The 24113-nt window shown below is 66.9% G+C and carries 21 protein-coding genes, 1 tRNA gene and 1 pseudogene; 8 read left to right on the top strand and 15 right to left on the bottom strand.

What is annotated here, in order from left to right; translation table 11 throughout:
* Window positions 1-33 precede the first annotated feature (33 nt).
* Complete coding sequence (locus ABIC50_RS02055; RefSeq protein ID WP_354161328.1) at window positions 34-1347, top strand: MFS transporter; 1314 nt, start codon at window positions 34-36, stop codon at window positions 1345-1347.
* A 104-nt stretch (window positions 1348-1451) separates the two neighbouring features.
* Window positions 1452-1631, top strand: coding sequence for a hypothetical protein (locus ABIC50_RS02050; protein ID WP_006750841.1), 180 nt, complete (start codon window positions 1452-1454; stop codon window positions 1629-1631).
* 48 nt (window positions 1632-1679) lie between these two features.
* Here ABIC50_RS02050 and waaC read toward each other — a convergent pair whose 3' ends face one another.
* Window positions 1680-2678 carry a lipopolysaccharide heptosyltransferase I gene (gene waaC, locus ABIC50_RS02045; protein ID WP_354161325.1) on the bottom strand — a complete coding sequence of 333 codons (999 nt, stop codon included), beginning with the start codon at window positions 2676-2678 and terminating at the stop codon, window positions 1680-1682.
* A 169-nt stretch (window positions 2679-2847) separates the two neighbouring features.
* Between waaC and ABIC50_RS02040 the strand changes: the two genes are divergently transcribed.
* The gene (locus ABIC50_RS02040) at window positions 2848-4413 is read left to right on the top strand and encodes a chloride channel protein (protein ID WP_354161323.1); all 1566 of its coding nucleotides are present in this window, start codon (window positions 2848-2850) and stop codon (window positions 4411-4413) included.
* A 117-nt stretch (window positions 4414-4530) separates the two neighbouring features.
* Here the strand turns inward: ABIC50_RS02040 and ABIC50_RS02035 are convergent.
* The 5 genes and pseudogenes from ABIC50_RS02035 to ABIC50_RS02015 all read right to left on the bottom strand — a co-directional run bounded on the left by ABIC50_RS02035 (window position 4531) and on the right by ABIC50_RS02015 (window position 7679).
* Window positions 4531-4931 (bottom strand): annotated as a pseudogene (locus tag ABIC50_RS02035) (YXWGXW repeat-containing protein).
* 168 nt (window positions 4932-5099) lie between these two features.
* Window positions 5100-5354: a cell division topological specificity factor MinE gene (gene minE, locus ABIC50_RS02030; RefSeq protein ID WP_006750836.1), complete on the bottom strand. Its 255-nt coding sequence runs from the start codon at window positions 5352-5354 to the stop codon at window positions 5100-5102.
* A 12-nt stretch (window positions 5355-5366) separates the two neighbouring features.
* Window positions 5367-6182 carry a septum site-determining protein MinD gene (gene minD, locus ABIC50_RS02025; protein ID WP_006750835.1) on the bottom strand — a complete coding sequence of 272 codons (816 nt, stop codon included), beginning with the start codon at window positions 6180-6182 and terminating at the stop codon, window positions 5367-5369.
* A gap of 59 nt (window positions 6183-6241) precedes the next feature.
* The gene (gene minC / locus ABIC50_RS02020; RefSeq protein WP_126227317.1) at window positions 6242-7006 is read right to left on the bottom strand and encodes a septum site-determining protein MinC; all 765 of its coding nucleotides are present in this window, start codon (window positions 7004-7006) and stop codon (window positions 6242-6244) included.
* A gap of 157 nt (window positions 7007-7163) precedes the next feature.
* Entirely contained in the window at window positions 7164-7679 is a 516-nt protein-coding gene (locus ABIC50_RS02015) for a GNAT family N-acetyltransferase (RefSeq protein ID WP_011656210.1), read from the bottom strand.
* 676 nt (window positions 7680-8355) lie between these two features.
* Between ABIC50_RS02015 and ABIC50_RS02010 the strand changes: the two genes are divergently transcribed.
* The gene (locus tag ABIC50_RS02010) at window positions 8356-9516 is read left to right on the top strand and encodes an alkane 1-monooxygenase (protein ID WP_354161321.1); all 1161 of its coding nucleotides are present in this window, start codon (window positions 8356-8358) and stop codon (window positions 9514-9516) included.
* 33 nt (window positions 9517-9549) lie between these two features.
* Here ABIC50_RS02010 and ABIC50_RS02005 read toward each other — a convergent pair whose 3' ends face one another.
* The 3 genes from ABIC50_RS02005 to serS all read right to left on the bottom strand — a co-directional run bounded on the left by ABIC50_RS02005 (window position 9550) and on the right by serS (window position 12992).
* Window positions 9550-11085 carry a methyl-accepting chemotaxis protein gene (locus tag ABIC50_RS02005; RefSeq protein WP_354161318.1) on the bottom strand — a complete coding sequence of 512 codons (1536 nt, stop codon included), beginning with the start codon at window positions 11083-11085 and terminating at the stop codon, window positions 9550-9552.
* Window positions 11086-11485: 400 nt separating this feature from the next.
* A tRNA-Ser gene (locus ABIC50_RS02000) sits at window positions 11486-11576 on the bottom strand.
* 114 nt (window positions 11577-11690) lie between these two features.
* The gene (gene serS / locus ABIC50_RS01995) at window positions 11691-12992 is read right to left on the bottom strand and encodes a serine--tRNA ligase (protein ID WP_175735041.1); all 1302 of its coding nucleotides are present in this window, start codon (window positions 12990-12992) and stop codon (window positions 11691-11693) included.
* A gap of 251 nt (window positions 12993-13243) precedes the next feature.
* Between serS and ABIC50_RS01990 the strand changes: the two genes are divergently transcribed.
* Window positions 13244-13510, top strand: coding sequence for a DUF2164 domain-containing protein (locus tag ABIC50_RS01990; protein ID WP_006750829.1), 267 nt, complete (start codon window positions 13244-13246; stop codon window positions 13508-13510).
* Between the two features lie 37 nt (window positions 13511-13547).
* On the opposite strand, the gene ABIC50_RS01985 is transcribed toward ABIC50_RS01990, so the two are convergent.
* From ABIC50_RS01985 to ABIC50_RS01975, 3 genes are all read right to left on the bottom strand, one after another.
* Complete coding sequence (locus ABIC50_RS01985) at window positions 13548-14858, bottom strand: replication-associated recombination protein A (protein WP_175668654.1); 1311 nt, start codon at window positions 14856-14858, stop codon at window positions 13548-13550.
* A 246-nt stretch (window positions 14859-15104) separates the two neighbouring features.
* On the bottom strand, window positions 15105-15794 hold the full coding sequence (gene lolA / locus ABIC50_RS01980; protein WP_006750827.1) for an outer membrane lipoprotein chaperone LolA: 690 nt from the start codon (window positions 15792-15794) through the stop codon (window positions 15105-15107).
* A gap of 46 nt (window positions 15795-15840) precedes the next feature.
* Window positions 15841-18150, bottom strand: coding sequence for a DNA translocase FtsK (locus ABIC50_RS01975; protein ID WP_011656203.1), 2310 nt, complete (start codon window positions 18148-18150; stop codon window positions 15841-15843).
* Between the two features lie 301 nt (window positions 18151-18451).
* Between ABIC50_RS01975 and trxB the strand changes: the two genes are divergently transcribed.
* The 3 genes from trxB (at window position 18452) to ABIC50_RS01960 (ending at window position 20939) form a co-directional block, all read left to right on the top strand.
* Window positions 18452-19414: a thioredoxin-disulfide reductase gene (trxB, locus tag ABIC50_RS01970; RefSeq protein ID WP_012363286.1), complete on the top strand. Its 963-nt coding sequence runs from the start codon at window positions 18452-18454 to the stop codon at window positions 19412-19414.
* 135 nt (window positions 19415-19549) lie between these two features.
* Window positions 19550-20329 carry a Smr/MutS family protein gene (locus ABIC50_RS01965; RefSeq protein WP_175660975.1) on the top strand — a complete coding sequence of 260 codons (780 nt, stop codon included), beginning with the start codon at window positions 19550-19552 and terminating at the stop codon, window positions 20327-20329.
* Complete coding sequence (locus tag ABIC50_RS01960) at window positions 20316-20939, top strand: trimeric intracellular cation channel family protein (protein WP_006750823.1); 624 nt, start codon at window positions 20316-20318, stop codon at window positions 20937-20939. The genes ABIC50_RS01965 and ABIC50_RS01960 overlap by 14 nt, the downstream gene beginning before the upstream one ends.
* Before the next feature lie 98 nt (window positions 20940-21037).
* Here ABIC50_RS01960 and ABIC50_RS01955 read toward each other — a convergent pair whose 3' ends face one another.
* The 3 genes from ABIC50_RS01955 to ABIC50_RS01945 all read right to left on the bottom strand — a co-directional run bounded on the left by ABIC50_RS01955 (window position 21038) and on the right by ABIC50_RS01945 (window position 24051).
* On the bottom strand, window positions 21038-22153 hold the full coding sequence (locus ABIC50_RS01955) for an ABC transporter ATP-binding protein (RefSeq protein WP_006750822.1): 1116 nt from the start codon (window positions 22151-22153) through the stop codon (window positions 21038-21040).
* A gap of 112 nt (window positions 22154-22265) precedes the next feature.
* Window positions 22266-23123 carry a carbohydrate ABC transporter permease gene (locus ABIC50_RS01950; RefSeq protein WP_175713874.1) on the bottom strand — a complete coding sequence of 286 codons (858 nt, stop codon included), beginning with the start codon at window positions 23121-23123 and terminating at the stop codon, window positions 22266-22268.
* Complete coding sequence (locus ABIC50_RS01945; RefSeq protein WP_011656200.1) at window positions 23113-24051, bottom strand: carbohydrate ABC transporter permease; 939 nt, start codon at window positions 24049-24051, stop codon at window positions 23113-23115. Before ABIC50_RS01945 ends, ABIC50_RS01950 begins: the two co-directional genes overlap by 11 nt.
* Window positions 24052-24113 lie beyond the last annotated feature (62 nt).

Genomic DNA, 24113 nt, shown 5'->3' with positions numbered 1-24113 from the left:
GCCGACCGCCCCAACGACAAATCGGAGACATCCATGTCCGCATCTCCCCCGGCCGTTGCACACGCAACCGGTTCGGCCGGCGCCGCCGTCAGCCACCGGCGCATCGTGTTCGCGAGCTTCATCGGCACCGCGATCGAGTTCTACGACTTCTACGTGTACGCGACCGCCGCGGCGCTCGTCATCGGCCCGGTGTTCTTTCCGCATGGCTCCGCGACCGCGCAGGCGTTGTCTGCCTTCGTCACGTTCGGCATCGCGTTCATCGCACGGCCGATCGGCTCGTTCCTGTTCGGCCACTTCGGCGATCGCATCGGCCGCAAATCGACGCTCGTCGCGTCGCTGCTCGTCATGGGCGTGTCCACCACCGCGATCGGCTTCGTGCCCGGCTACGACACGATCGGCGCGCTCGCGCCGGTGCTGCTGTGCGTGCTGCGCTTCGGTCAGGGGATCGGCCTCGGCGGCGAATGGGGCGGCGCGGCGCTGCTCGCGACCGAGCACGCGCCGCAAGGCAAGCACGGCTGGTTCGGGATGTTCCCGCAGCTGGGCCCGTCGGTCGGCTTCCTGATGTCGAACGGGCTGTTCTTCGCGCTCGCGCTGTCGCTGTCCGACGAACAATTCCGCAGCTGGGGCTGGCGGATCCCGTTTCTCGTCAGCGCGGTGCTCGTCGCGGTGGGCCTCTACGTGCGGCTGAAGATCACCGAGACGCCGGCGTTCCAGGCCACCCTCGATCGCAACGAGCGCGTGCGCGTGCCGGTCGCGACGCTCGTGTCGCAACACTGGCGGCCGACGCTGCTCGGCGCGCTCGCGATGGTGGTCTGCTACACGCTGTTCTATATCTCGACGGTGTTCTCGCTGTCGTACGGCGTGGCGACGCTGCATATTCCGCGCCAGAGCTTCCTCGGCCTGCTGTGCTTCGCGGTGGTGTTCATGGGGCTCGCGACGCCGCTGTCGGCATGGGCGTCGGATCGCTTCGGGCGCAAGCCGGTGCTGATCGTCGGCGCGATCGCCGCGCTGCTGTCCGGCTTCGCGATGGAACCGCTGCTCGGCAGCGGTTCGATGCCGCTCGTCGCGCTGTTTCTGACGCTCGAACTGTTTCTGATGGGCGTGACGTTCGCGCCGATGGGCGCGCTGCTCCCCGAGCTGTTCCCGACCAACGTCCGCTATACGGGCGCGGGCGTCGCGTACAACCTCGGCGGGATCCTCGGCGCGTCGATCGCGCCGTACATCGCGCAGCTGCTCGCTGCGCACGGCGGCCTGTCGTGGGTCGGCGGGTACGTGTCGGTCGCGGCGGCAATCAGCCTGATCGGCGTGCTGCTGATGCGCGAAACGCGCGACGCATCGCTCGTCTGAGCCTGCGGGGCGCACCGGGTTGTGCGGCAGGCGGCGCTGCCTATACTCGACCGTGGGGGCGCCGTTGCGCGCCCACGGGAACCCTCCCCGAAGGAGCCGCCGCGATGAACATCCGCCTAGACAACGCCGACCTCATCCTGATCCTGGCGCTCGCGCTGGGTGGCGCGCTGCTGCTCGCGGCGCGCTTCCGGCCGAAAACCTGGCGCGGACTGCTGCTCGACGCGCTGCTCGCCAATCTGGCGGCGATTGCCGCGGTGGTCGCGTTCGAAGCGCTGCTCGCCTGAACCGGCCGGCTTTGCTTCCGCGCGGCCGGGTCACGCGAATTGCGAGGCTCAGGCCGTGAGCTGCGCGGGCCGTGCGGCATAGGCCGGTGCGACCGCGTCGATCGCATCGAGTGCCTGCGCAACCGACGGCGGCGCGCCCGGCTCGCCGATCGACAGCGCATTCGGTGCCCCGCCGATCCCGCAATGGTGGCGCGACGTCGCGACGAAGATCATCACGGTCGGCCGCTGCAGCGCGTGCGCCATGTGCACGAACCCGGTATCGACGCCCACCACGAGCGCGGCCCGGCCGAGGGCCGCGCCGAGTTCGCGCACCGACATCGCCGGCAGCACGACCGCGCCCGGCGCGCGCGCGGCGATATCCTTCGCGTCGTCATGTTCGGCGGGCGACCCCCACGGCAACAGCACGCGCACGCCGCGCGCCATCATCCGGGTGGCCAGCGCGGCCCAGTGGTCGGCCGGCCATTTCTTGTCCGGATTGGACGTCGCGTGAAACAGCAGCATGAACGGCGTGCCGTCGGTCACGGCGGGCGGCAGGCTCGCATCCTGCGGCGGGACGATCCCGTACGTGGCGATGCCCTCGGGCACATAGCCCAGCGCCTCGCCGGCGCTCACGCGCATGCCGTGCCATGCGTCGCAGTCGGGCCGGGGGCCGAAGCGATGCGAATACGCAAAACGGGCGCCCGTCTCGCCGAGATCCTGCGTCTGGTAGCCGACGCGGCGCGCGGCGCGCGCGAGTACCGAAATGATCGCGCTCTTGTAGACGCCGTGCAGATCGATGACCGCATCGTAGCGATGCGCGCGCAGCGCGCCGATCGACGCGGAGATCGCCTTCAGGTCGCCGCCGTTGCGCATCTTCTTGAACCGCCGCAGCGGCGCGCAAAGCACATTGGTCACGCCCGGGTGCCAGCGCACGACCTCCGCGCAGGATTCGTCGACAGCCCAGTCGACCGTCACGCCCGGGAAGGCGCGATGGAGGTCCGCGACGACGGGCAGCGTCTGGACGACGTCGCCGAGCGACGTCACTTTCACGATGAGGATGCGTTTCACGTTCTTTGTGGGATATATCGGACCATTGCGCCATGCTAACGACGCTTGGCGGGTACAAACATTACACCGACATTACATTTGCAACAAAATGCATCGTTTTTGTGAAGGTTTGTCGAGATCGGCATTCGGTTCTTTTTATAATGTGTCCTTTGCCTCCCGGCCCCCGCCGATGCAACGCCCCACCCTTCCCCCCCTGTTTCCCGCCCTCACCCGCCGCTCGCTGCGGATCTGGCGGCAGTACGGTGTGTTCTGGCTCGGCGCGATCGCCGTGGGCCTCGCGGCCGTCCTGTACGCGCGGCTGATCGACTGGGGCTACGACACGTTCCGCACGCTGCGCGAGCACGCCGCATGGCTGCCGCTGCTGCTCACGCCGTCGATCGCGGCGGCATCCGTGTGGATGACGCGCCGCTTCTTTCGCGGCGCCGAGGGCAGCGGGATCCCGCAGGTCATCGCGACGCTGCATGCGAGCCCGAGCGCATTCGGCGCGCGGCTGCTCACCCTGCGCATCCTGTTCGGCAAGGTCCTGATCTCGTTCCTGGGGATCCTCGGCGGCTTCACGATCGGCCGCGAAGGCCCGACCGTGCAGGTCGGCGCGGCGCTGATGTTCAACCTGCGGCGCTTCTACCCGCGCTCGAACGCGCAGATCGAGCGGCAACTCGTGCTCGCCGGCGCGGCGGCCGGCCTGTCGGCCGCGTTCAATACGCCGCTCGCCGGAATCGTGTTCGCGATCGAGGAACTGACGCGCAGCTTCTCCGCGCGCGCGAGCGGCGTGCTAATCACCGCGATCATCCTCGCCGGTGTCGTCGCCTTGGGCCTGAACGGCAATTACACGTACTTCGGCACGATCGACGCCGGCCAGCATTTCCCGAAAATGCTCGCCGTCGCCGTGCTCGTCACCGCGCTCGTGACCGGCGTCGCGGGCGGCCTCTTCAGTTGGCTGCTGCTCAATACCGGGCGCTGGCTGCCCGCGCGCCTGCTCGGCCTGTATCGCGAGCGCCCGATCACGTTCGCGGCGGTGTGCGGCTTCGTGATCGCTATCGTCGGCATCGTGTCGGGCGGGACGACGTTCGGCAGCGGCTATGCCGAGGCACGCGGCCTGCTCGACGGCCATGAACAGCTGTCGGTGTTCTATCCGTTCCTGAAGATGGTGTCGATGGTCGCGTCGTATCTGCCGGGCATCCCGGGCGGGATCTTCGCGCCGTCGCTGTCGATCGGCGCCGGGTTCGGCAACGTGCTGCACATCGCGTTCAGCCACATGAGCCTGCCGATGCTGATCGCGCTGGCGATGGTCGGCTACCTCGCGGCCGTCACGCAGTCGCCGATCACGTCGTTCGTGATCGTGATGGAGATGATCAACGGCCATGCGCTCGTGATTTCGCTGATGGCGACCGCGCTGGTGTCGAGCCGCATGGCGCGCTTCTTCGCGCCGCCGCTCTACGAAACGCTCGCGCAGCGCTATCTCGCGCCGCCTGCGGCCGCGGCCGCGGTCGAACCCGCCCGCGCAGCGGCGCCGGCGGCGACAACCGGCGTCACCGAGCCGCAGGACGCGGCCGCAGCGCCCGCCGATCCGCTCGACACGCTGCGCGAAGGGGATGGTCGCGAGCCGGGCGCCGCGGCGGCCGATACCAACACGGACACCGGCGCCATGCACACGCCGGCGACGACGCATGACGGCGGCCGGCCGGCATCCGGCGCGAACGGCCCGGCGCAGCCGGGCCCGCGCGATACTCAGTAGATCACCACCGGCGCCGGCCGATAGTAGACAGGCCGGGCCGGCACGACGATACAGCCGGCGAGCGTGATCGCGACGAGCGCGATCGCAACGACGGTTCGTTTCATCGCTCGCGCTCCGTCAAGCCCAGTGGCCGCGGGTCCAGAACCAGTTCGGACCACGCTGATTCCAGTGGCCCGGCACCCAGTGCATGCCGACACGCTCGGCTTCCCAGTGGCCGCCGATCCACACGTAGCGACCATGATCCCAGCGCCAGTGGCCGCGCTCCCACACATAGCCGACGCGCGCGTCGGGCACGACTTCGTAGCGCACGGCCGGCGGCGCGTTCGGCGCGACGACGACGATTTCCTCGGCGGGCGCGGCCACCGGTTCGGCGACGACCATCCGGCCCGATTGCACCAACACCGCGCGCCGACGAGGATCTCGTCCGCACGTGCAGCGAGCGGCGCGGCGACGGCTGACAGGCCCGCGGCGAACAGCGCGAGCGAAACGATACGACGTTGAACAACAGAGACAGCCATCACAACCTCCTGATTGAGAAATGACGCGAGCGACGCGAGCGTATTCGTTCAATGCGGGAGGTCGACCAACGGCCGACAGACACCGTGTTACGGCGAGCCCGAAAGTGCAACAGGGCGTAAGACGCGCACGGCGGCATGCGCCGCCGTGCGGAGAGAGGCCGACAAAGGTCAGGCTTGCGGGATCTCGATCTTCACTTCGAGGACTTCGAGATCGTCCTGGCGCTCGAGGCTCACGCGGATGTCGTCGTTCGAAATACGGACGTACTTCGAGATGACCGCGACCAGCTCCTTCTGCAGCGCCGGCAGGTAATCGGCCGGTGGCCGGCCGCCGACCCGCTCGTGCGCGATGATGAGCTGCAGGCGCTCCTTCGCGACCGATGCGGACTTCTTCTTCTCACCGAGGAGAAACGAAAGGATGGACATGGGCGGCCTCCGTTACTTGCTGCCGAAGAGGCGCTGCAGCAGGCCCGGCTTCTGGTAATCGGTGAAGCGCAGCGGCTTGTCCTCGCCGAGGAAGCGAGCGACGACGTCCTTGTACGCTTCCGCCACGTCGGTGCCGTCGATATGCACGGCCGGCAGACCCTGGTTCGACGCGTGCAGCACGGCTTCCGATTCGGGCACCACGCCGATCAGCTTGATGCGCAGGATCTCGCTGATGTCCTCGAGCGACAGCATCTCGCCTTCACTCACGCGCTTCGGGCTGTAACGCGTGATCAGCAGGTGCTCCTTGATCGGATCCTTGCCTTCGGTCGCGCGCTTCGTCTTCGACGACAGGATGCCGAGAATGCGGTCCGAATCGCGCACCGACGACACTTCGGGGTTCGTGACGATCAGCGCTTCGTCGGCGAAGTACATCGCATGCAGCGCGCCGGCTTCGATCCCGGCCGGCGAATCGCAGACGATGAAGTCGAAGTCCATCGCGACCAGGTCGTTCAGCACCTTCTCGACGCCGTCGCGCGTGAGCGCATCCTTGTCGCGCGTCTGCGACGCCGGCAGGATGTACAGGTTCTCGCACTTCTTGTCCTTGATCAGCGCCTGGTTCAGGTTCGCTTCGCCCTGGATCACGTTGACGAGGTCGTACACCACGCGCCGCTCGCAGCCCATGATGAGATCGAGGTTGCGCAGGCCAACGTCGAAGTCGATCACGGCCGTCTTGTGGCCCCGCAGCGCGAGGCCCGACGCGAAGCTCGCGCTGGTCGTCGTCTTGCCCACGCCGCCCTTGCCCGAAGTCACCACGATGATTTTTGCCATTTACCCAATACCCTGTGTTCGTCAATGAGAGCCGATCGATCCGGCGTGCGCCGCGTGAATCACGTCAGGCGCAGCGGTTCGATCATCAGTTTTTCCTCTTCGAGCCGGATCTGCACCGCTTTGCCCAGTATGTCGGCGGGCAACGGGTTCTCGGTCGTTCGATAGATACCCGCGATTGAAATCAGTTCCGGTTCGAGACACGTGCAGAAAATGCGCGCGTCGTGATTGCCGTGCACGCCCGCGAGTGCGCGGCCGCGCAACGGCGCGTAGATGTGGATGTTGCCTTCCGCGATGATCTCGGCGCCGTGACTGACCGGCGCAAGCACCACGAGGTCCCCTTTCGCGTAAATCTGCTGCCCCGAACGCAGCGGCCGATCGACCACTAGCGTCTGGCCGCCCGCCGAAATCTGCGTCGGTGCAGGCTCCGGCGCCGGTTCGGCTGCCGCAACGGCCTCGGCAACGACAGGCGCTGGCTCCGCTTCGTCGGCCGGCTTCGCGGCCGACACGCGGCGATCGCGTGCCTCCAGCAACGGCAGACCGGCTTCCCCCGCCCAGCCCTGCGTGGCCAGCGCCACGACGCCCACCGGGCGCATCCGCACGTCGTTCAGCATCTGGCGGATGTCGGCGAGCGCGACGCGTTCGCCGTCCGCGAGGCGGCGGACGTCGATCGCGACGACATCGTCGGCGAAAAACTCGGGAGTCGCTTCGAAGCGCTTGACCAGTTCGGTACGCAACGCATCGAGATCGGTCGTCTTCACGGTGAACAGCAACGTATCGACCGATCCGCTGCGCAGCTCGAAGAATGGCGATTTTTTAAGCGACATGGACACTCTGCAAAAAATTTTTGCGTATTTTACAGGCGTCCACGCGTGCAGCCATCATTTTTGGGAAACCGGGTCGCGGCGAACGCGCGACCAGAAGGGGGGCAGTGGGACGGGCGACCGGGCCTTCATTGCGCCGTGCGGCCCGCGCGTTCATGCGTCAGGGTGTGTTGAAGTGCGACACGAACAACGACTTCATCGCGCCGGGCATGCGCGCGATTGGTGCATGCTCGCCGGTGTTGCCGAAACCCGCGCGTTCGTAGAAACGGATGGCGTTGCGGTTTGCGTCGGCGATCCAAGCATAGACGTCCTGCGCGCCGCGTTCGGCCAGCCACGCGGTGGCCGTTTCCAGCAACAGCACGCCGCCGCGCAGATGACGGACCGCGTGCGCGACCCACAGCTCGCTGACGAACGCGCGCCGCTCGGGCGTATTGTCGAAATACGCGCCGATCATGCCGGCCGGATGGCCTTCGGTGTACAGCAGGAAAGTCGTCGACTCGTCGGACGTGGCGCGCAGCGCGGCGATGGCCGCCGCCGCGTCGGCATCGACGTTCAGCAATTCGGCCTCCGGCGCTTCGCCGGGCGCGTAGGGCTCACGCAATGACGCGGCGCGGAGTTCGCGATACACGCGGCCCTGGTCGGCAGCGATACGACGAACGGTCAAGGTCGAACTCATGCAGGCACAGCCCCCTTCGGACAGCAAGCTACTAGCTTCAACCGAAAGCGGGGCATGAGTCAAATCGTTATTTTCAAATGACAGCGCGGATCGAAAGGCAACGGAGGTCGCGCTCCGCGCGGGTGTGCAGATGCAGCATTGGTGCGGCGATGCGTAGTGATGTATGGCGAGCGAGCCACAAGGTCGGACATGTCGCCCTCCGCGCCTTGTCATGTATGGAATTCATGCGGCGCGCGTCCGCTATTTGATCGCCGCGACCGTAATCGTTCGTAACATATGTACGGAAAAGGACCGGTGCGCCGCACGTCGTTGAGCCGCACTTATTGCATCGCAACATTCGTTGTGAAACTCACCGCTGGAGGCACGCGAGCGTCACAACATGCATTCCTCTGACGAGCCCCCCCGCCGCACGGGGGATCGGCGGGCGTGGGCCTGTTTCAATCACCCCGTGCCGGCCCTTCCCGACCCACGTCATCCACGGACCGCCGTTTGGAGTTTCATGCCTAGCACCGGGGTTTGGAAAGCGTGCGCGCAGGTCGTATAACTGGCACAACCGGACACTGATCCGGTGCCGCGCGCCGTGTCGCGGACCCACGACGATTCGAACGACGATAAACGTGCACGTGTGGCCGCCGCGCCCGCAAGCGCAGGAGCCGGCCCCGAAAGGAGGGAGACAATGGCAACGACCGACGAATCGGCCTCGGGCTGGTCGGATGGCAAGCGTTATCTGTGGCTGCTCGGTGCGGTGACGATCACGCTGCCGATCTTCTCGGCCCAGCTTGCGTTGTCGACCGGCCTTCACGTGTTCTGGTGGTTCGGCCCGCTGTTCGCGTTCGGCGTGATTCCGATCCTCGACACGCTGATCGGCGACGATCGCGACAATCCGCCCGAAGCCGTCGTCCCGGACCTCGAACGGGCGCGGTATTACCGCTACATCGTCTATCTCGCGACGCTGGTCGAATACATCGCGTTCTTCATGTGCGCGTGGATCGTCGGCACGCATGCGCTCGCGTGGTACGACTACGTCGGCTTCGCGCTGTCGCTCGGCGCCGCGACGGGCATCTCGATCAACACCGCGCACGAACTCGGGCACAAGACCAGTCGCTTCGAGCGCTGGCTCGCGAAAGTCACGCTCGCGCCGGTTGCATACGGCCACTTCTTCGTCGAGCACAACCGCGGCCATCACGTGCGCGTCGCGACGGCCGAGGATCCGGCAAGCGCGCGCTACGGCGAATCGTTCTGGGCCTTCCTGCCCCGCACGGTGACGGGCAGCATCCGCTCGGCCTGGCGGCTCGAAAAGACGCGCCTCGAGCGGCTCGGGCATTCGCCGTGGACCTGGCGCAACGAGGTACTGCATGCATGGGCGATGACCGTCGTCGTGTGGGGCATCGCGATCGCGATGGCCGGCAAGGTCGTGATCCCATTCCTCGTGATCCAGGCCGTGTACGGTGCGTCGCTGCTCGAAGTCGTCAACTACGTCGAACACTACGGGCTCGGCCGCCGCAAGCTGCCGAGCGGCCGCTACGAACGCTGCGCGCCGCAGCATTCGTGGAACAGCAATCACGTCGTCACCAACCTGTTCCTGTATCAGCTGCAGCGGCACGCCGACCATCACGCGAACCCGACGCGCTCGTACCAGGCGCTGCGCCACTTCGACGACTCGCCGCAACTGCCGGCCGGCTACGCGACGATGATCCTGTTCGCCTATGTGCCGCCGCTCTGGTATCGCGTGATGAATCCGCGTGTCGTCGCGCACTATGGCGGCAACATGGCGCAATCGAACATCAAGCCGTCGATCCGCGCTCGGGTGCTCGCGCAGTATTCGGCGGCGGCGTGATGCAAGACCGCGCGGCCACGCTCGGCGATATCGTCACGCGGCTTGCGGCAGCCTGAACACGGCGACCGCGTGCCGCAGCGCGCTCGCCTGCTCGGCCAGCGCCTGCGTCGCGGCCGACGCCTTTTCGACCAGCGCCGCATTGCGCTGCGTCGCTTCATCCATCTGCGTGACCGCGACGTTCACCTGCTGGATGCCGCCGCTCTGCTCCTGCGATGCGGACGAGATCTCGCCGACGATCGTCGTGACCCGCTGCACCGCGCCGACGATCTCGTGGATCGATTCGCCGGCGCGGCCGATCAGCACGGCGCCCTCGTCGACTCGCCGCGTCGATTGCTCGATGAGCGCCTTGATCTCCTTCGCGGCGGCCGCACTGCGCTGCGCGAGCGTGCGCACCTCCGACGCGACGACCGCAAAGCCGCGCCCCTGCTCGCCCGCCCGCGCCGCCTCGACGGCCGCGTTCAGCGCGAGGATGTTGGTCTGGAATGCGATGCTGTCGATGACCGCGATGATCTCGCCGACCTTCGCCGAACTGGCGGCAATCCCGCTCATCGTGTCGACGGCGTCGGTCATCACACTGCCGCCCGCGGACGCAATGTCCGATGCGTCCTGTGCCAGCTGCGCCGCGTGCTGCGCGTACCCGGCCGACTGACGCACGATATCCGTCAGTTCGGTCATGCTGGCGGCGGTTTCCTCGAGCGACGCGGCCTGGGCCTCGGTGCGCGACGACAGGTCGTGATTGCCCGATGCGATCTGCGCACTCGCGGTCGCGACGGCTTCGGCATGCGTACGCACCTCGAGCACGACACCCGACAGGCTCGTCTGCATCGTCCGCAACGCGCGCAGCAGATCAGCGATCTCGTCGCGGCCGGCCGCGTCGACGTCGCGCGTCAGGTCGCCGCCGGCCACCGCCTGCGCACAGGCGACCGCGCGATCGAGCGGCCGCAGGATCGCGCGGCTGAACAGGAACGCACCGATCATCGCGATGCCGAACACGATCAGCATCAGCACGACGCTTGCCGCGGTCGCACGGCGCGCGTCGCGACTCGCTTGCGCCGACACGTCGGCGCTCTCGTCGGCGATCGACTTCGCCGCGCGCTCGAGCAACTCGGCGGGTGCCCGGTCGACGCCCGCCACGGCCGCGTCACCGGCAGTTGGCTCGAAACCCGCGGCCTTGAATGCGTCGAACCCGCGCCGGTAGCCGTCGCCCATCGCCGCATGCGCGCGCATGAACTGCTCGACGAGCGTGCGGCTCTCGCCGGACGGCAACTGGTTGACGAGTTGCGCGGCGAGCGTATCGACTGCGCGCTCGCGCGTCTGGAATGCCTGCCAGTACTTGTCGAGCTTGTCGGGCTGCTTGCCGCGCAGCAGCGTGTCCTTCCATTCCTGGACCTGCAGCTTGAACTGCATGAGCGTCGCCGACACGAGCCGCTCGTTGGCGACATGCGTCTGCACGTCGTTCGCGAACGTATCGATCGACCGATTGAGGATGCGGATGCCGTACAGCGCACCGCAGAACATCAGCAGCAGCGCAATGGCGAATGCGAGGGGAATCTTGTAGCTCAGCTTCATGGGACCTTGAATCGACGGAGAACGATGCGACCGGCACGAGTACCGGCCGCCGCACCGTGTTAACGGCCCGGACATCGAAGGCTTAAAGCAGAGGAAAGTGATGAGGGCCCGCGTACTGCGCCGGCCGGGCAGGCCGGATGTGGCTCGCATGGCGCGACTGTCCCCGCAAGTATGCGGGACCGCCACCGGCGGCACCTGACGACGATCGACAACATGACGAATGAGGCTCCGGCGATCCCGACGATCGCGCCGGTCAGGGAGTGGCCCACCTGCGTCGGTGTCGACACGAGCGAATGCGTCGATAGCCGCCCTGTCGTCGCCGCATCGTCAATCGACACATGCCGCGGCGACCCAAAACGAAAAACCCCGTGATCCTTTCGGATCACGGGGCTTCGTATTTTGGCGGAGAGGGTGGGATTCGAACCCACGGTACGGGGAAACCGTACGCCTGATTTCGAGTCAGGTACATTCGACCACTCTGCCACCTCTCCTTCCTTGCTGCATCTCGCGGCTGGTCGTTTCCGCGAGAAAAAGATTATAAGACGATCGTTTCCTCGCTGACAAGCCCTTTCTGCAAATTTTTTGCGAAGGGTTTGAAGGCCGCGTTACGACACCTGAGCAGGCGCGTCGATACGCTCCATGCCGCCCATGTACGGACGCAGTGCTTCCGGCACCGTGACCGAGCCATCCGCGTTCTGGTAGTTCTCCAGCACCGCGACCAGCGTGCGGCCGACGGCCAGCCCCGAGCCGTTCAGCGTATGCACGAGTTCCGGCTTGCCCTGCGCATTGCGGAAACGCGCCTGCATCCGGCGCGCCTGGAACGCCTCGGTGTTCGAGCAGCTCGAGATCTCGCGATAGGTGTTCTGCGCGGGCAGCCACACTTCGAGGTCGAACGTCTTGGCGGCCGAGAAACCCATGTCGCCGGTGCACAGCGCCACAACGCGGTACGGCAGGCCGAGCTTCTGCAGGATCGCTTCCGCGTGGCCGACCATCTCGTCGAGCGCCGCGTACGATGCGTCGGGCGCAACGACCTGCACCATCTCGACCTTGTCGAACTGGTGCTGGCGGATCATCCCGCGCGTGTCGCGGCCGTACGAGCCGGCTTCCGAGCGGAAGCACGGCGAATGCGCGGTCAGCTTGATCGGCAGCGCGGAGCCTTCGACGATCGAGTCGCGCACGGTGTTCGTCAGCGAAATCTCGGACGTCGAGATCAGGTATTGCGTGATCGTGTTCTCGCCGCCACCCTTCTCGACGCGGAACATGTCGTCCGCGAACTTCGGCAGCTGGCCCGTGCCGTACAGGATCTCGGGATTGACGATGTACGGCGTGTACGTCTCGCTGTAGCCGTGCTGCAGCGTGTGCGTGTCGATCATGAACTGCGCGAGCGCGCGGTGCAGGCGTGCGATCGAGCCGCGCAGCATCGTGAAGCGTGCGCCGGCGAGCTTCGCGCCGGTTTCGAAATCGAGACCGAGCGGCGTGCCGACGTCGACGTGATCCTTCACCGCGAAGTCGAACTCGCGCGGCGTGCCCCAGCGGCGCACCTCGACGTTGTCGGCCTCGTCCTTGCCGACCGGCACGCTTTCGTGCGCGATGTTCGGCATGCCCAGCATCAGGTCGGACAGGCGCGTCTGGATCTCGCCGAGCTTGCCCTCCGACGCCTTCATCTCGTCGCCGATGCCGCCGACCTCGGCCATCACGGCCGACGTGTCCTCGCCCTTCCCCTTCATCGCGCCGATCTGCTTCGACAGGCTGTTGCGACGCGCCTGGAGCTCTTCGGTACGGGTCTGGATCGCGCGGCGTTCCGCTTCGAGAGCGGAAAACGCGGCGACGTCGAGGGTGTAGCCGCGATCGGCGAGGCGCTTCGCGACGCCGTCGAGGTCTTTGCGCAGCAACTGGATGTCGAGCATGGGAGGACTTGGGAAATCGTTGTGTAAGACGGGAATTCTAACGCACCGCGCGCTCGCCACGGCATTGGCCGGACGGACAGTGGCGCAAACGCGCGACTGACGTGGCAGTATCGCATTGCCGGCGTGCGCGTCGGCAGCCGGCGAAGCGCGTCGCGCAGCACCGCCGCGCAGCGCGCGACAGCCGCGCCGGCGGGGCACAACGCGGCGGGTCACGCACCCGCCCTTTGCATCACCATCACCCGAGGGAACCGATGGCCATCGAGCTGGACAAGGATGTCCGCGACCGCGCGATCGCGTCGCTGCAACGCTATTTCACAGAAAACATGGACGAGCCGATCGGCAACATCCAGGCCGGCGCGCTGCTGCACTTCTTCGTCGAGGAAATCGCGCCGGCGATCTACAACCTCGCGATCGCCGATGCGCAGGAACGCCTGCACGCACGCGTCGCCGAACTCGACATCGAATGCCACGCGGAGCCGTTCGAGTACTGGAAGAAGCAGCCGGGCCGCAAGCGCTGACGCACCCGGCGCAGCGGCCGCCACCGCGTGCGGCCGGTCAGTCCTTCTTGCCGGCCTCGCGGTCGAGCTCGCGCAGCCACGCGAGCTTGTCGGCGATCTTCGCTTCGAGCCCGCGCGGCACCGGCTTGTACCAGCGCGGCTCGCGCATGCCTTCCGGCAGGTAGGTCTCGCCGGCCGCATAGGCGTTCGGCTCGTCGTGCGCGTAGCGATACGCATGACCGTAGCCGAGTTCCTTCATCAGCTTGGTCGGCGCATTGCGCAGATGCACGGGCACCTCGCGCGATTTGTCCTGCTTGACGAACGCCATCGCCTGGTTGAACGCGTTGTAGCCCGCATTGCTCTTCGCCGCGCACGCGAGATAGATCACCGCCTGCCCGAGCGCCAGCTCGCCTTCGGGGGAGCCGAGCCGCTCGTAGGTCTCGGCCGCGTCGTTCGCCACCTGCAGCGCGCGCGGGTCGGCCAGGCCGATGTCTTCCCACGCCATCCGCACGATCCGTCGCGCCAGATATTTCGGATCCGCGCCGCCGTCGATCATCCGGCAGAACCAGTACAGCGCGCCGTCCGGGCTCGAACCGCGCACCGACTTGTGCAGCGCCGAGATCTGGTCGTAGAAATTGTCGCCGCCCTTGTCGAAGCGCCGCGCATTCAGCGTCATCGCGCTGCTGACGAACTCGGCATCGATGGTCGTGATTCGGGAGGAAGCAGCAGCCGTCTGCGCCTGCTCGAGCAGGTTCAGGAAGCGCCGCGCGTCGCCGTCCGCGTAACCGATGAGCGTATCGACCGCCTTGTCGTCGAACGCGAGGCCGTCGAGCGCGATTTCCTGCGCACGCTTGAGCAGCTGACGCATTTCGTCGTCGCTCAGCGACTGCAGCACGTACACCTGCGCACGCGACAGCAGCGCCGAGTTGACTTCGAAGCTCGGGTTCTCGGTCGTCGCGCCGATGAAGGTCACGAGCCCCGACTCGACGAACGGCAGGAGCGCATCCTGCTGCCCCTTGTTGAAGCGGTGGATTTCGTCGACGAACAGGATCGTGTGGCGGCCGGTGCGGTTCAGCGTGTCCTTCGCCTGCTCCATCGACTCGCGAATGTCCTTCACGCCGCCGAGCACCGCGGACAGCGCGATGAATTCGCAGTCGAACGCGAGCGCGGTGAGGCGCGCGAGCGTCGTCTTGCCGACGCCGGGCGGCCCCCACAGGATCATCGAATGCGGCTTGCCGGATTCGAACGCGAGCCGCAGCGGCTTGCCTTCGCCCAGCAGATGCGTCTGGCCGATCACCTCGGCGAGCGTCTTGGGCCGCAGCGCCTCGGCGAGCGGCCGGCGCGGCTCGACTTGAAACAGGTCGGACATGAACCCTCGCTCCAGATCAGACAATGGCGGCCGAACGGGCCGCCGGACCCAATATTATGACAGCCGCGCGACTGCGCCGCCGGGGGCGGGGGCCGGGCGCCCGCGCGCGGTGCCCACGCCCAATGCCCGCGCCTGGTGCCCGGGGCCGGTCCCGGCGCCCGGTGCCCACACCCGGTGCCCGCGCCCCCAAACAACACGGGCCTGCCGTCGCCGGCAGGCCCGTGTCGGGACAACGGTGCGACGCCGTCAGCCGTTGATCACGTCCGCGCCCTTCGGCACGACGAACTTGAACGTGTCGCCCTTCAGCGGCGGATTCGTCTGGATGTTCGTGAACGTGAGCAGCGTGACGTTGCCGAACACGTCGTGCAGTTCCATCGCGGCGAGCGTGCCGTTGCGGAAACCGATGCCGATCCGCTGGAACTGCGTGTCCTGCGCCTTCGGCAGCATCTCGAGCCAGTCGATCCCGCCCTTCTCGCCGGCATCGCGCAGCGTGTAGTTCTTGTCGAGATCGTTGCTGCCGAACAGGATCGCGGCCGGGCTCGCGCCCAGCGCGCCGTTCAGCTTGCGCTCGGTGACCTGGTTCAAGTCGCGGTCGTACACGTAGAGCTTGTCGCCGTCGGCCTGCAGCACCTGCTGGTACGGCTTCTGGTACGTCCAGATGAACTTGCCCGGACGCGAGAACACGAACGTGCCGCTCGAATTGTCGTTCGGCTTCGGCGCGGCCTGCGCGGCGCTCGCGCCCTTGCTCGGCGCCTTGACGATCTGCTGCGTGAATTCGCCCTTCGCCGAACGCACCTGCGACACGAAGGCCTTCAGTTGCTCGGTGCCGCTCGCGAACGCGTGCGTCGCCGCGAGCATCAGCGATGCGCCGGCGAGCGCCGCGCCGAGCCAGCGCCGCGTCGAACGAAGGGACAATGCAAACGAATGTTGCTGCATATTGCGGTTTTCTCCGTGGGTGGCCGGCGCCGCGGGCGCCGCGGACTCATTCCGCGTCGCGCGCCGGCACAAGAATTTCGCGGTTGCCGCTCGACGACATCGCCGACACGAGCCCCGACTGTTCCATCTGCTCGAGCAGCCGCGCCGCGCGGTTATAGCCGATCCGCAGATGGCGCTGCACGAGCGAAATCGACGCGCGGCGGTTCTTGATGACGATCTCGACCGCCTGGTCGTACAGCGGATCAGACTCGTTGCCGCCTTCACCGGTTCCCGCGCCGGCCGAACCCTCGTCGCCGTCGGCGGTGCCGCCCTCGAGCAGCCCTTCGACGTAGTTCGGCTCGCCGTGCTCCTTGAGCTTCTCGACGACGCGATGCACTTCATCGTCGGCGACGAACGCACCGTGCACGCGCACCGGCAGCCCGCTGCCCGGCGGCAGGTACAGCATGTCACCCATCCCGAGCAGCGATTCGGCGCCCATCTGGTCGAGAATCGTGCGCGAGTCGATCTTCGACGACACCTGGAACGCGATCCGCGTCGGCACGTTCGCCTTGATCAGGCCGGTGATCACGTCGACGGACGGACGCTGCGTCGCGAGGATCAGGTGGATGCCGGCCGCGCGCGCCTTCTGCGCGATCCGCGCGATCAGCTCCTCGACCTTCTTGCCGACGACCATCATCAGGTCGGCCAGCTCGTCGATCACGACGACGATGTTCGGCAGGCGGCCGAGCGGCTCGGGATCGTCCGGCGTCAGGCTGAACGGATTCGGAATCTTTTCCTCGCGCTTCGCCGCGTCGTCGATCTTGTTGTTGTAGCCGGCGAGGTTGCGCACGCCGAGCTTGCTCATCAGCTTGTAGCGGCGCTCCATCTCCGCGACCGTCCAGTTCAGCGCATGGCCGGCCTGGCGCATGTCGGTGACGACCGGGCACAGCAGGTGCGGAATGCCTTCGTAGACGCTCATTTCGAGCATCTTCGGATCGATCAGGATCAGGCGCACCTGCTCGGCGGTCGCCTTGTACAGCAGCGACAGGATCATTGCGTTGATCCCGACCGACTTGCCCGAACCGGTCGTGCCGGCGACCAGCAGGTGCGGCATCTTCGCGAGATCCGCGCACACCGGCTTGCCGCCGATGTCCTTGCCGAGGCTCAGGGTCAACGCCGACGACGCGGCCGCATAGACTTCCGAGCCGATGATCTCGGACAGGTGCACCGTCTGGCGGCGCTGGTTCGGCAGCTCGAGCGCCATGTAGTTCTTGCCGGGGATCGTCTCGACCACGCGGATCGACACGAGCGACAGCGAACGCGCGAGATCCTTCGCGAGGTTGACGATCTGGCTGCCCTTCACGCCGGTGGCCGGCTCGATCTCGTAGCGCGTGACGACCGGGCCCGGATACGCGGCGACGACGCTCGCCTCGACGCCGAAATCCTTCAGCTTCTTCTCGATCAGCCGCGACGTGAATTCGAGCGTATCGGCGGAAATCGCTTCCTGCGTCTTCGGCGCCGGATCGAGCAGCGACACCGGCGGCAGCGTCGAATCGCCCGGCAGGTCGGTGAAGAGCGGCACCTGGCGCTCGCGCTCGACGCGCTCGGACTTCGCCGGCGTGACGACCGGCGGCACGATCGTCACGGGCTCGTGATCCTCGATGCGCACGCGCTCCTCCTCGACCTTGCCTTCGCGGCGCACGGCCGCGGCCTCGCCGAGCTTGCGGTCGCGCTCGGCCTCACGGCGCAGCTTCGCGACGTTGACGGCGGACAGGATCGCGCCGCCGACGCGCTCGGCGACCGACAGCCACGAGAAGCGGAAATACAGCGACAGGCCGATCGCGAGCGCGATCAGGAGCAGCAGCGTGCCGCCGGTGAAGCCGAACGCGTGCGACATCGCGCCCGCCACGGCCTCGCCGATCACGCCGCCCGGCGCGCGCGGCAACTGCACCTTCAGCGACCACATCCGCAGCGCCTCGATGCCGTCGCACGCGAGCACGACGAGCACGAACGCGAAGATCTCGGTGAGCCAGCCGATCGGCCGCTCGGGTTCGTCGACGACCGCCTCGTGACGCGTGATGCGCCGGTAGTTGACCGCGATGCGCCGTCCGAGCGGCACGATCAGCCAGTAGGCCGACAGGCCGAACAGCAGCAGGATGATGTCGGCCGTCCACGCGCCCACGCGGCCGGCCCAGTTCGAGATGTGGTCCACCTGCGCCGCGTGCGTCCAGCTCGGATCGCGCCGGCTGTAGCTCAACAGGGCCATCACCAGAAAAGCGCAGAGCGCGACCTGGAGAATCCAGCGGATCTCCGTGAGGAGCTTCGACATCCGGTGCGGCAACGCCTGTGCCTGGGCGGAATAAGGAGCTTTTGCCATGAATCCGTATAAAGAGGACGGGCCGCGGGCCCGCCTGTCGTTCGATCGCGCTCATTGTAAACGCTGCACCGGGCCGCCAAGTGTAAATGACGGTTACATAAGAGGGCCGGGGGCGTGAAGCCGCGCCGCGCGCCGCGTCCCGGCAAACGCTATCGCCACGATTGAAACTCTCGTTCGGCAGTGCAGCAACGGGGCCTTTATAATGCGCGTCTGATACCCATCTATGACGGCATCCCGGTCAACCCAGACCGTCCGGCGAGCCTTATCCCGCCCGCCGCGGCCGCCTTTTACGGATTCGCACATGTCCACGCCCAAACACGCCAAAGTCCTGATTCTCGGTTCCGGCCCCGCCGGCTACACGGCTGCCGTCTACGCGGCACGCGCCAACCTGTCCCCGGTGCTCGTCACCGGCATCGCGCAGGGCGGCCAGCTGATGACGACGACCGATGTCGAAAACTGGCCGGCGGACGCAAAGGGCGTGCAAGGCCCGGAACTGATGGCGCGCTTCCAGGAGCACGCCGAGCGCTTCAACACCGAAATCGTATTCGATCACATCCACACCGCGAAACTGCACGAACAGCCGATCCGGCTGATCGGCGATTCGGGCGAATACACGTGCGACTCGCTGATCATCGCGACCGGCGCGTCCGCGCAGTATCTCGGCCTGCCGTCCGAGGAAGCCTTCATGGGCAAGGGTGTGTCGGCCTGCGCGACGTGCGACGGCTTCTTCTATCGCAACCAGGAGGTCGCGGTGATCGGCGGCGGCAACACGGCCGTCGAGGAAGCGCTCTACCTGACGGGCATCGCGAAGAAGGTCACGGTGATTCACCGCCGCGACAAGTTCCGCGCCGAGCCGATCCTGATCGACCGCCTGCTGGAGAAGGAAAAGGAAGGCGTCGTCGACATCAAGTGGGATCACGTGCTCGACGAAGTGACGGGCGAGGAATCGGGCGTCACGGGCCTGCGCATCAAGAACGTAAAGACCGGCGCGACGCAGGACCTCCACGTGCAGGGTGTGTTCGTCGCGATCGGCCACAAGCCGAACACCGACCTGTTCCAGGGCCAGCTCGAGATGAAGGACGGTTACATCCTGACGAAGAGCGGCCTGCACGGCAACGCGACGTCGACCAGCGTGCCGGGCGTGTTCGCCGCCGGCGACGTGCAGGACAACGTGTACCGCCAGGCAATCACCAGCGCCGGCACGGGCTGCATGGCTGCGCTCGACGCGCAGCGCTACCTCGAAGGTCTGCACGACAAGAAGTAAGCGTCAAGCGTTCGGCCGCCGGGCGCTACAATGGCGTCCGCTGCCGCGAAGCAGGCTTGACCGGAAAGCCGCTGCCGCCGTGCAGCGGCTTTTTTGTGCCCGCGCGTCCGACGCGCCTGCCCCGGTTACCGAATCATGGCGAAGAACCAGCCCCATCCGAGCGATCCCGCGAAGCGGCAGATCGCCGCCCGTCCCGCGAACCCGGCGCCCGCCGCGCCCCCGCCCGCACCCGATGCCGCCACGTTGCGCGGCCAGGGCCTGGCCGGCCTCGGCGCGCTGCGCAAGTCGCTGCAAGGCGAAGCCGACCGCCGCGAGCGCGCCCGCGTCGAAACCGCGAAGGTCGCGCGCCAGGCGGAAGCCGACGCGAACCTGTTCCGCAACGAAATCGGCGCGATCCAGCCGTTGAACGCGCCGCCGCGCGCGAAGCCCGGCCGCACGCCGCCCGACCCGGTGCCGAAGCAGACGCAGCGCGACGAGGAAGACGTGCTGAACGCGACGCTGTCCGACGAATTCGATCCCGAGACGCTGCTCGACAGCGACGAATCGCTGTATTACCACCGCCCCGGCATCAGCCGCGAGGTCGTGCGCAAGCTGCGCAGCGGCGCGTGGATCGTGCAGGCGCAGCTCGACCTGCACGGGATGCGGCGCGACGAGGCGCGCGACGCGCTCGCCGAATTCATCCGCGAAGCCGGCAAGAAGGGGCTGCGCTGCCTGCGCGTGATCCACGGCAAGGGGCTCGGCTCGATCGGCAAGGAGCCCGTGCTGAAAGGCAAGGTGCGCGCGTGGCTCGTGCAGAAGGAAGAAGTGATCGCGTTCTGCGAGGCGCGCAGCCACGACGGCGGCGCGGGCGCGGTGCTCGTGCTGCTGCAGCCGCTGCCGGCCCCCGCCGATCGGGGGCCGCGTGCCGCATCCTAGGCTGACGCTCGCGATCTCGATACTGGAAGCGATCGCGACGCTCGCCTTCGCGATCTCGGGCTTCATCGAGGCACGCAAGAACCGTCTCGACTCGGTCGGCACGTTCGTCGTCGCGCTCGCCACCGCGTTCGGCGGCGGCACGCTGCGCGACATCCTGCTCGAACGCCGGCCGTTCTACTGGGTCATCCATGACGACTATGTGATCGCGATCTTCGTGCTCGCACTGTTCGCGCCGATCGTGCTGCGGATGCTGTCGCGGCTGTCGGCCGAGCGGCTGCTGCTCGTGGCCGATGCGATCGGGCTCGGCATCTTCAGCATCTCGGGCACCGCGATCGCGCTCGATGCCGAGATGCCGCGCTTCATCGCGGTGATGATGGGCGTGATCACCGGCGTGGTCGGCGGCATCATCCGCGACGTGCTGTGCAACGACATCCCGCTGATCCTGCGCGATTCGCGGCCGTACGCGACCTGCGCGTTCGTCGGCTGCTGGTTCTATCTGCTGCTCGCGTGGCTGCAGTTCGACTCGGTGTACAGCGTGCTGTTCGCGACCGGTTTCATCCTCGTCGCGCGGCTCGCGACGTTCAAGTTCGACGTGCGGTTGCCGCACTGACACCGCCGCGCCGCGCGTCGTCACACACCGCCACACGCAAAAACGAAAGGGGCCGTTCATGGACGGCCCCTTCTCTTTCGTTCAGCGCAAATGCCGCCTCACGCGATCCGCTCTTCCGACGCCGGATCGAACAGCACCGCCTTCGACACGTCGAACAGCAGCGACAGCGTCTGGTCGGGCTGCGGGTTCGCGGCCGGATGCACGCGGCTCACGATCCGCTTGCCGTTGACCTGCGCGAACACGTGCGTGTCGGGGCCGGTCGGCTCGGTCACGTCGACGCGCACGTCGAACGGCTGCAGGTGCGACGCGTCGCCGTTGTGCGCGTGGCGCACGTCGGTGATGCGCTCCGGACGCAGGCCGAGGATCACCTCGCGGCCGACGTGCGACTTCAGCTGGCCATCGAACGGCAGGTTGAGCGCGCCGCGCTTGACGCCCGTATCGATCTCGAGCGCGATCCCGCTGCCCTGCTCGACCAGCTTGCCGTTGATGAAGTTCATCGGCGGCGCGCCGATGAAGCCCGCGACGAACAGGTTCGACGGCGAATCGTAGATGTCCTGCGGCGCGCCGAACTGCTGGACCACACCGTCCTTCATCACCGCGATCCGGTCGCCGAGCGTCATGGCTTCGATCTGGTCGTGCGTCACGTAGACGATCGTCGTACCGAGACGCTGGTGCAGCAGCTTGATTTCGGCGCGCATCTCGATGCGCAGCTTCGCGTCGAGGTTCGACAGCGGCTCGTCGAACAGGAACAGCGACGGATCGCGCGCCAGTGCGCGGCCCATCGCGACGCGCTGGCGCTGGCCGCCCGACAGCTGGCCCGGCTTGCGGTCCAGCAGGTGCTGGATCTGCAGCATCGCCGACACGCGCTCGACGATCTGCTGCTGCTCGCTCTTGGGCACCTTGCGGATGTTCAGGCCGAACGAGATGTTCTCGCGCACCGTCATCGACGGATACAGCGCGTACGACTGGAACACCATCGCGATGTCGCGATCCTTCGGCGACAGGTCGTTGACGACCTTGCCGTCGATGCAGATCTCGCCGCTCGTCACGGTCTCGAGGCCGGCGATCATGTTGAGCAGCGTCGACTTCCCGCAGCCCGACCCGCCGACCAGGATCAGGAACTGTCCGTCCTCGATCTCGATGTCGACACCCTTCAGGACCGGCACCCCGTTCGGGTAGGTCTTGTACACGTCACGGATGGAAAGGCTTGCCATGCTGTGAATCCTCTGTCTCGTCTCGCGCGGCGCCCTGCGGCGCCGCGTCGGGTTCGTTTCGATGCGCCGCGCGTCGCGCGCGGCCGGTTCGTCGTATCGGATGAAACCGCGCTTACCCCTTCACCGCGCCCGCCGTCAGCCCGCGCACGAAGTAGCGGCCGGCGACCACGTAGACGAGCAGCGTCGGCAGCGCGGCGATGATCGCGCCCGCCATGTCGACGTTGTACTCCTTCACGCCCGTCGACGTGTTGACGAGGTTGTTCAGCGCAACCGTGATCGGCATCGAGTCGACGCCGGAGAACACGATCCCGAACAGGAAGTCATTCCAGATCTGCGTGAATTGCCAGATCAGGCACACCATGAAGATCGGCAGCGACACGGGCAGCAGGATCTTCGTGAAGATCGTGAAGAAACCCGCGCCGTCGATGCGCGCGGCCTTCACGAGCTCGGCCGGCACGCTCACGTAGAAGTTGCGGAAGAACATCGTCGTGAACGCGATGCCGTACACGACGTGCACGAACACCAGGCCCGGAATCGTATTCGCGAGGCCGAGCATCCCCTGCAGGCGCGCCATCGGCAGCAGGATCACCTGGAACGGGATGAAGCAGCCGACCAGCATCATCGTGAACAGCGCATCCGCGCCGCGAAAGCGCCAGTGCGTGAGCACGTAGCCGTTGAACGCGCCGATCAGCGACGAGATCAGCACGGCCGGAATCACCATCTGCAGCGAATTCAGGAAGAACGGCTTCATCCCGTCGCAGCGCACGCCGGTGCACGCGCCGCTCCACGCCTTCACCCACGGATCGAAGGTCCAGTGCGTCGGCGGCGTCAGCAGGTTGCCGGTGCGCAGCTGGTCGAGGTCCTTGAACGACGTCGACAGCATCACGTAGATCGGGAACAGGAAATACAGCGCGAACAGGATCAGCGCCGCATAGATCACCGTCCGGCTGATCGTCATCTTAGGCTGCATTGCGGGTGCTCCTCGATTCCATATACATCAGCGGCACCAGCACCGCGACCACGGTCGCGAGCATCATCACCGACGACGCCGCGCCCAGGCCCAGCTGGCCGCGGTTGAACGAAAACGTGTACATGAACATGGCCGGCAGCGACGACGACGTGCCGGGGCCACCGGCCGTCAGCGCGACGACCAGGTCGAACGTCTTGATCGTGATGTGGCAGAGGATCAGCAGCACCGAGAAGAACACCGGGCGCATGCTCGGGATCACGATCTTGCGGTAGATGGTCGGCAGCGTCGCGCCATCGACCTGCGCGGCCTTGAAGATCTCGGCGTCGACGCCGCGCAAGCCGGCGAGGAACAGCGCCATCACGAAGCCGGTCGACTGCCACACGGCGGCGATCACGATACAGAAGATCGCCTTGTCCGGATCGTCGAGCCAGCCGAACGAGAAGCTCGTCCAGCCCCAGTCGTGCATCACCTTCTCCAGGCCGAGGCCCGGGTTCAGGATCCACTGCCACGCGGTGCCCGTGACGATGAACGACAGCGCCATCGGGTACAGGAAGATCGCGCGCAGCGCGCCTTCGTTGCGGATGCGCTGGTCGAGCAGGATCGCGAGGAACAGCCCGAGCGCGACGCAGATCGCGATGAACGGAATCCCGAACCAGCCGAGGTTCGCGGCGGAGGTCCACCACACGTCGTTCTGGAACAGGTCCGAGTAACGGCCGAAGCCGTCGAATTCGTAGTTCGGCAACAGCCGCGAGTTGGTCAGCGACAGATAGCCGGTAATCAGGATGAAACCGTAGATGAACACCACGGCGATCGCGAGGCTCGGCGCGAGCACGAGCTTCGGAATCCAGCGATCGGCGAAGGCCGACATCGGCGACGTGCGCCGCGCGACGGCAGCGCCGGATCCGTTTCCGCTAAGAGGGGCAGCCACTTGATTCGACTCCTGGAACGAGGGCGGCGCAGGCCGGGCCGGCGCCGGGTACGGCGCGGGCC

It is taken from the genome of Burkholderia sp. 567 (genome assembly GCF_040545115.1).
GTDB lineage: Bacteria > Pseudomonadota > Gammaproteobacteria > Burkholderiales > Burkholderiaceae > Burkholderia > Burkholderia ambifaria.
Note: the sequence above shows the minus strand (reverse complement) of the source record. Positions and strands in the feature narration are given on the sequence as shown.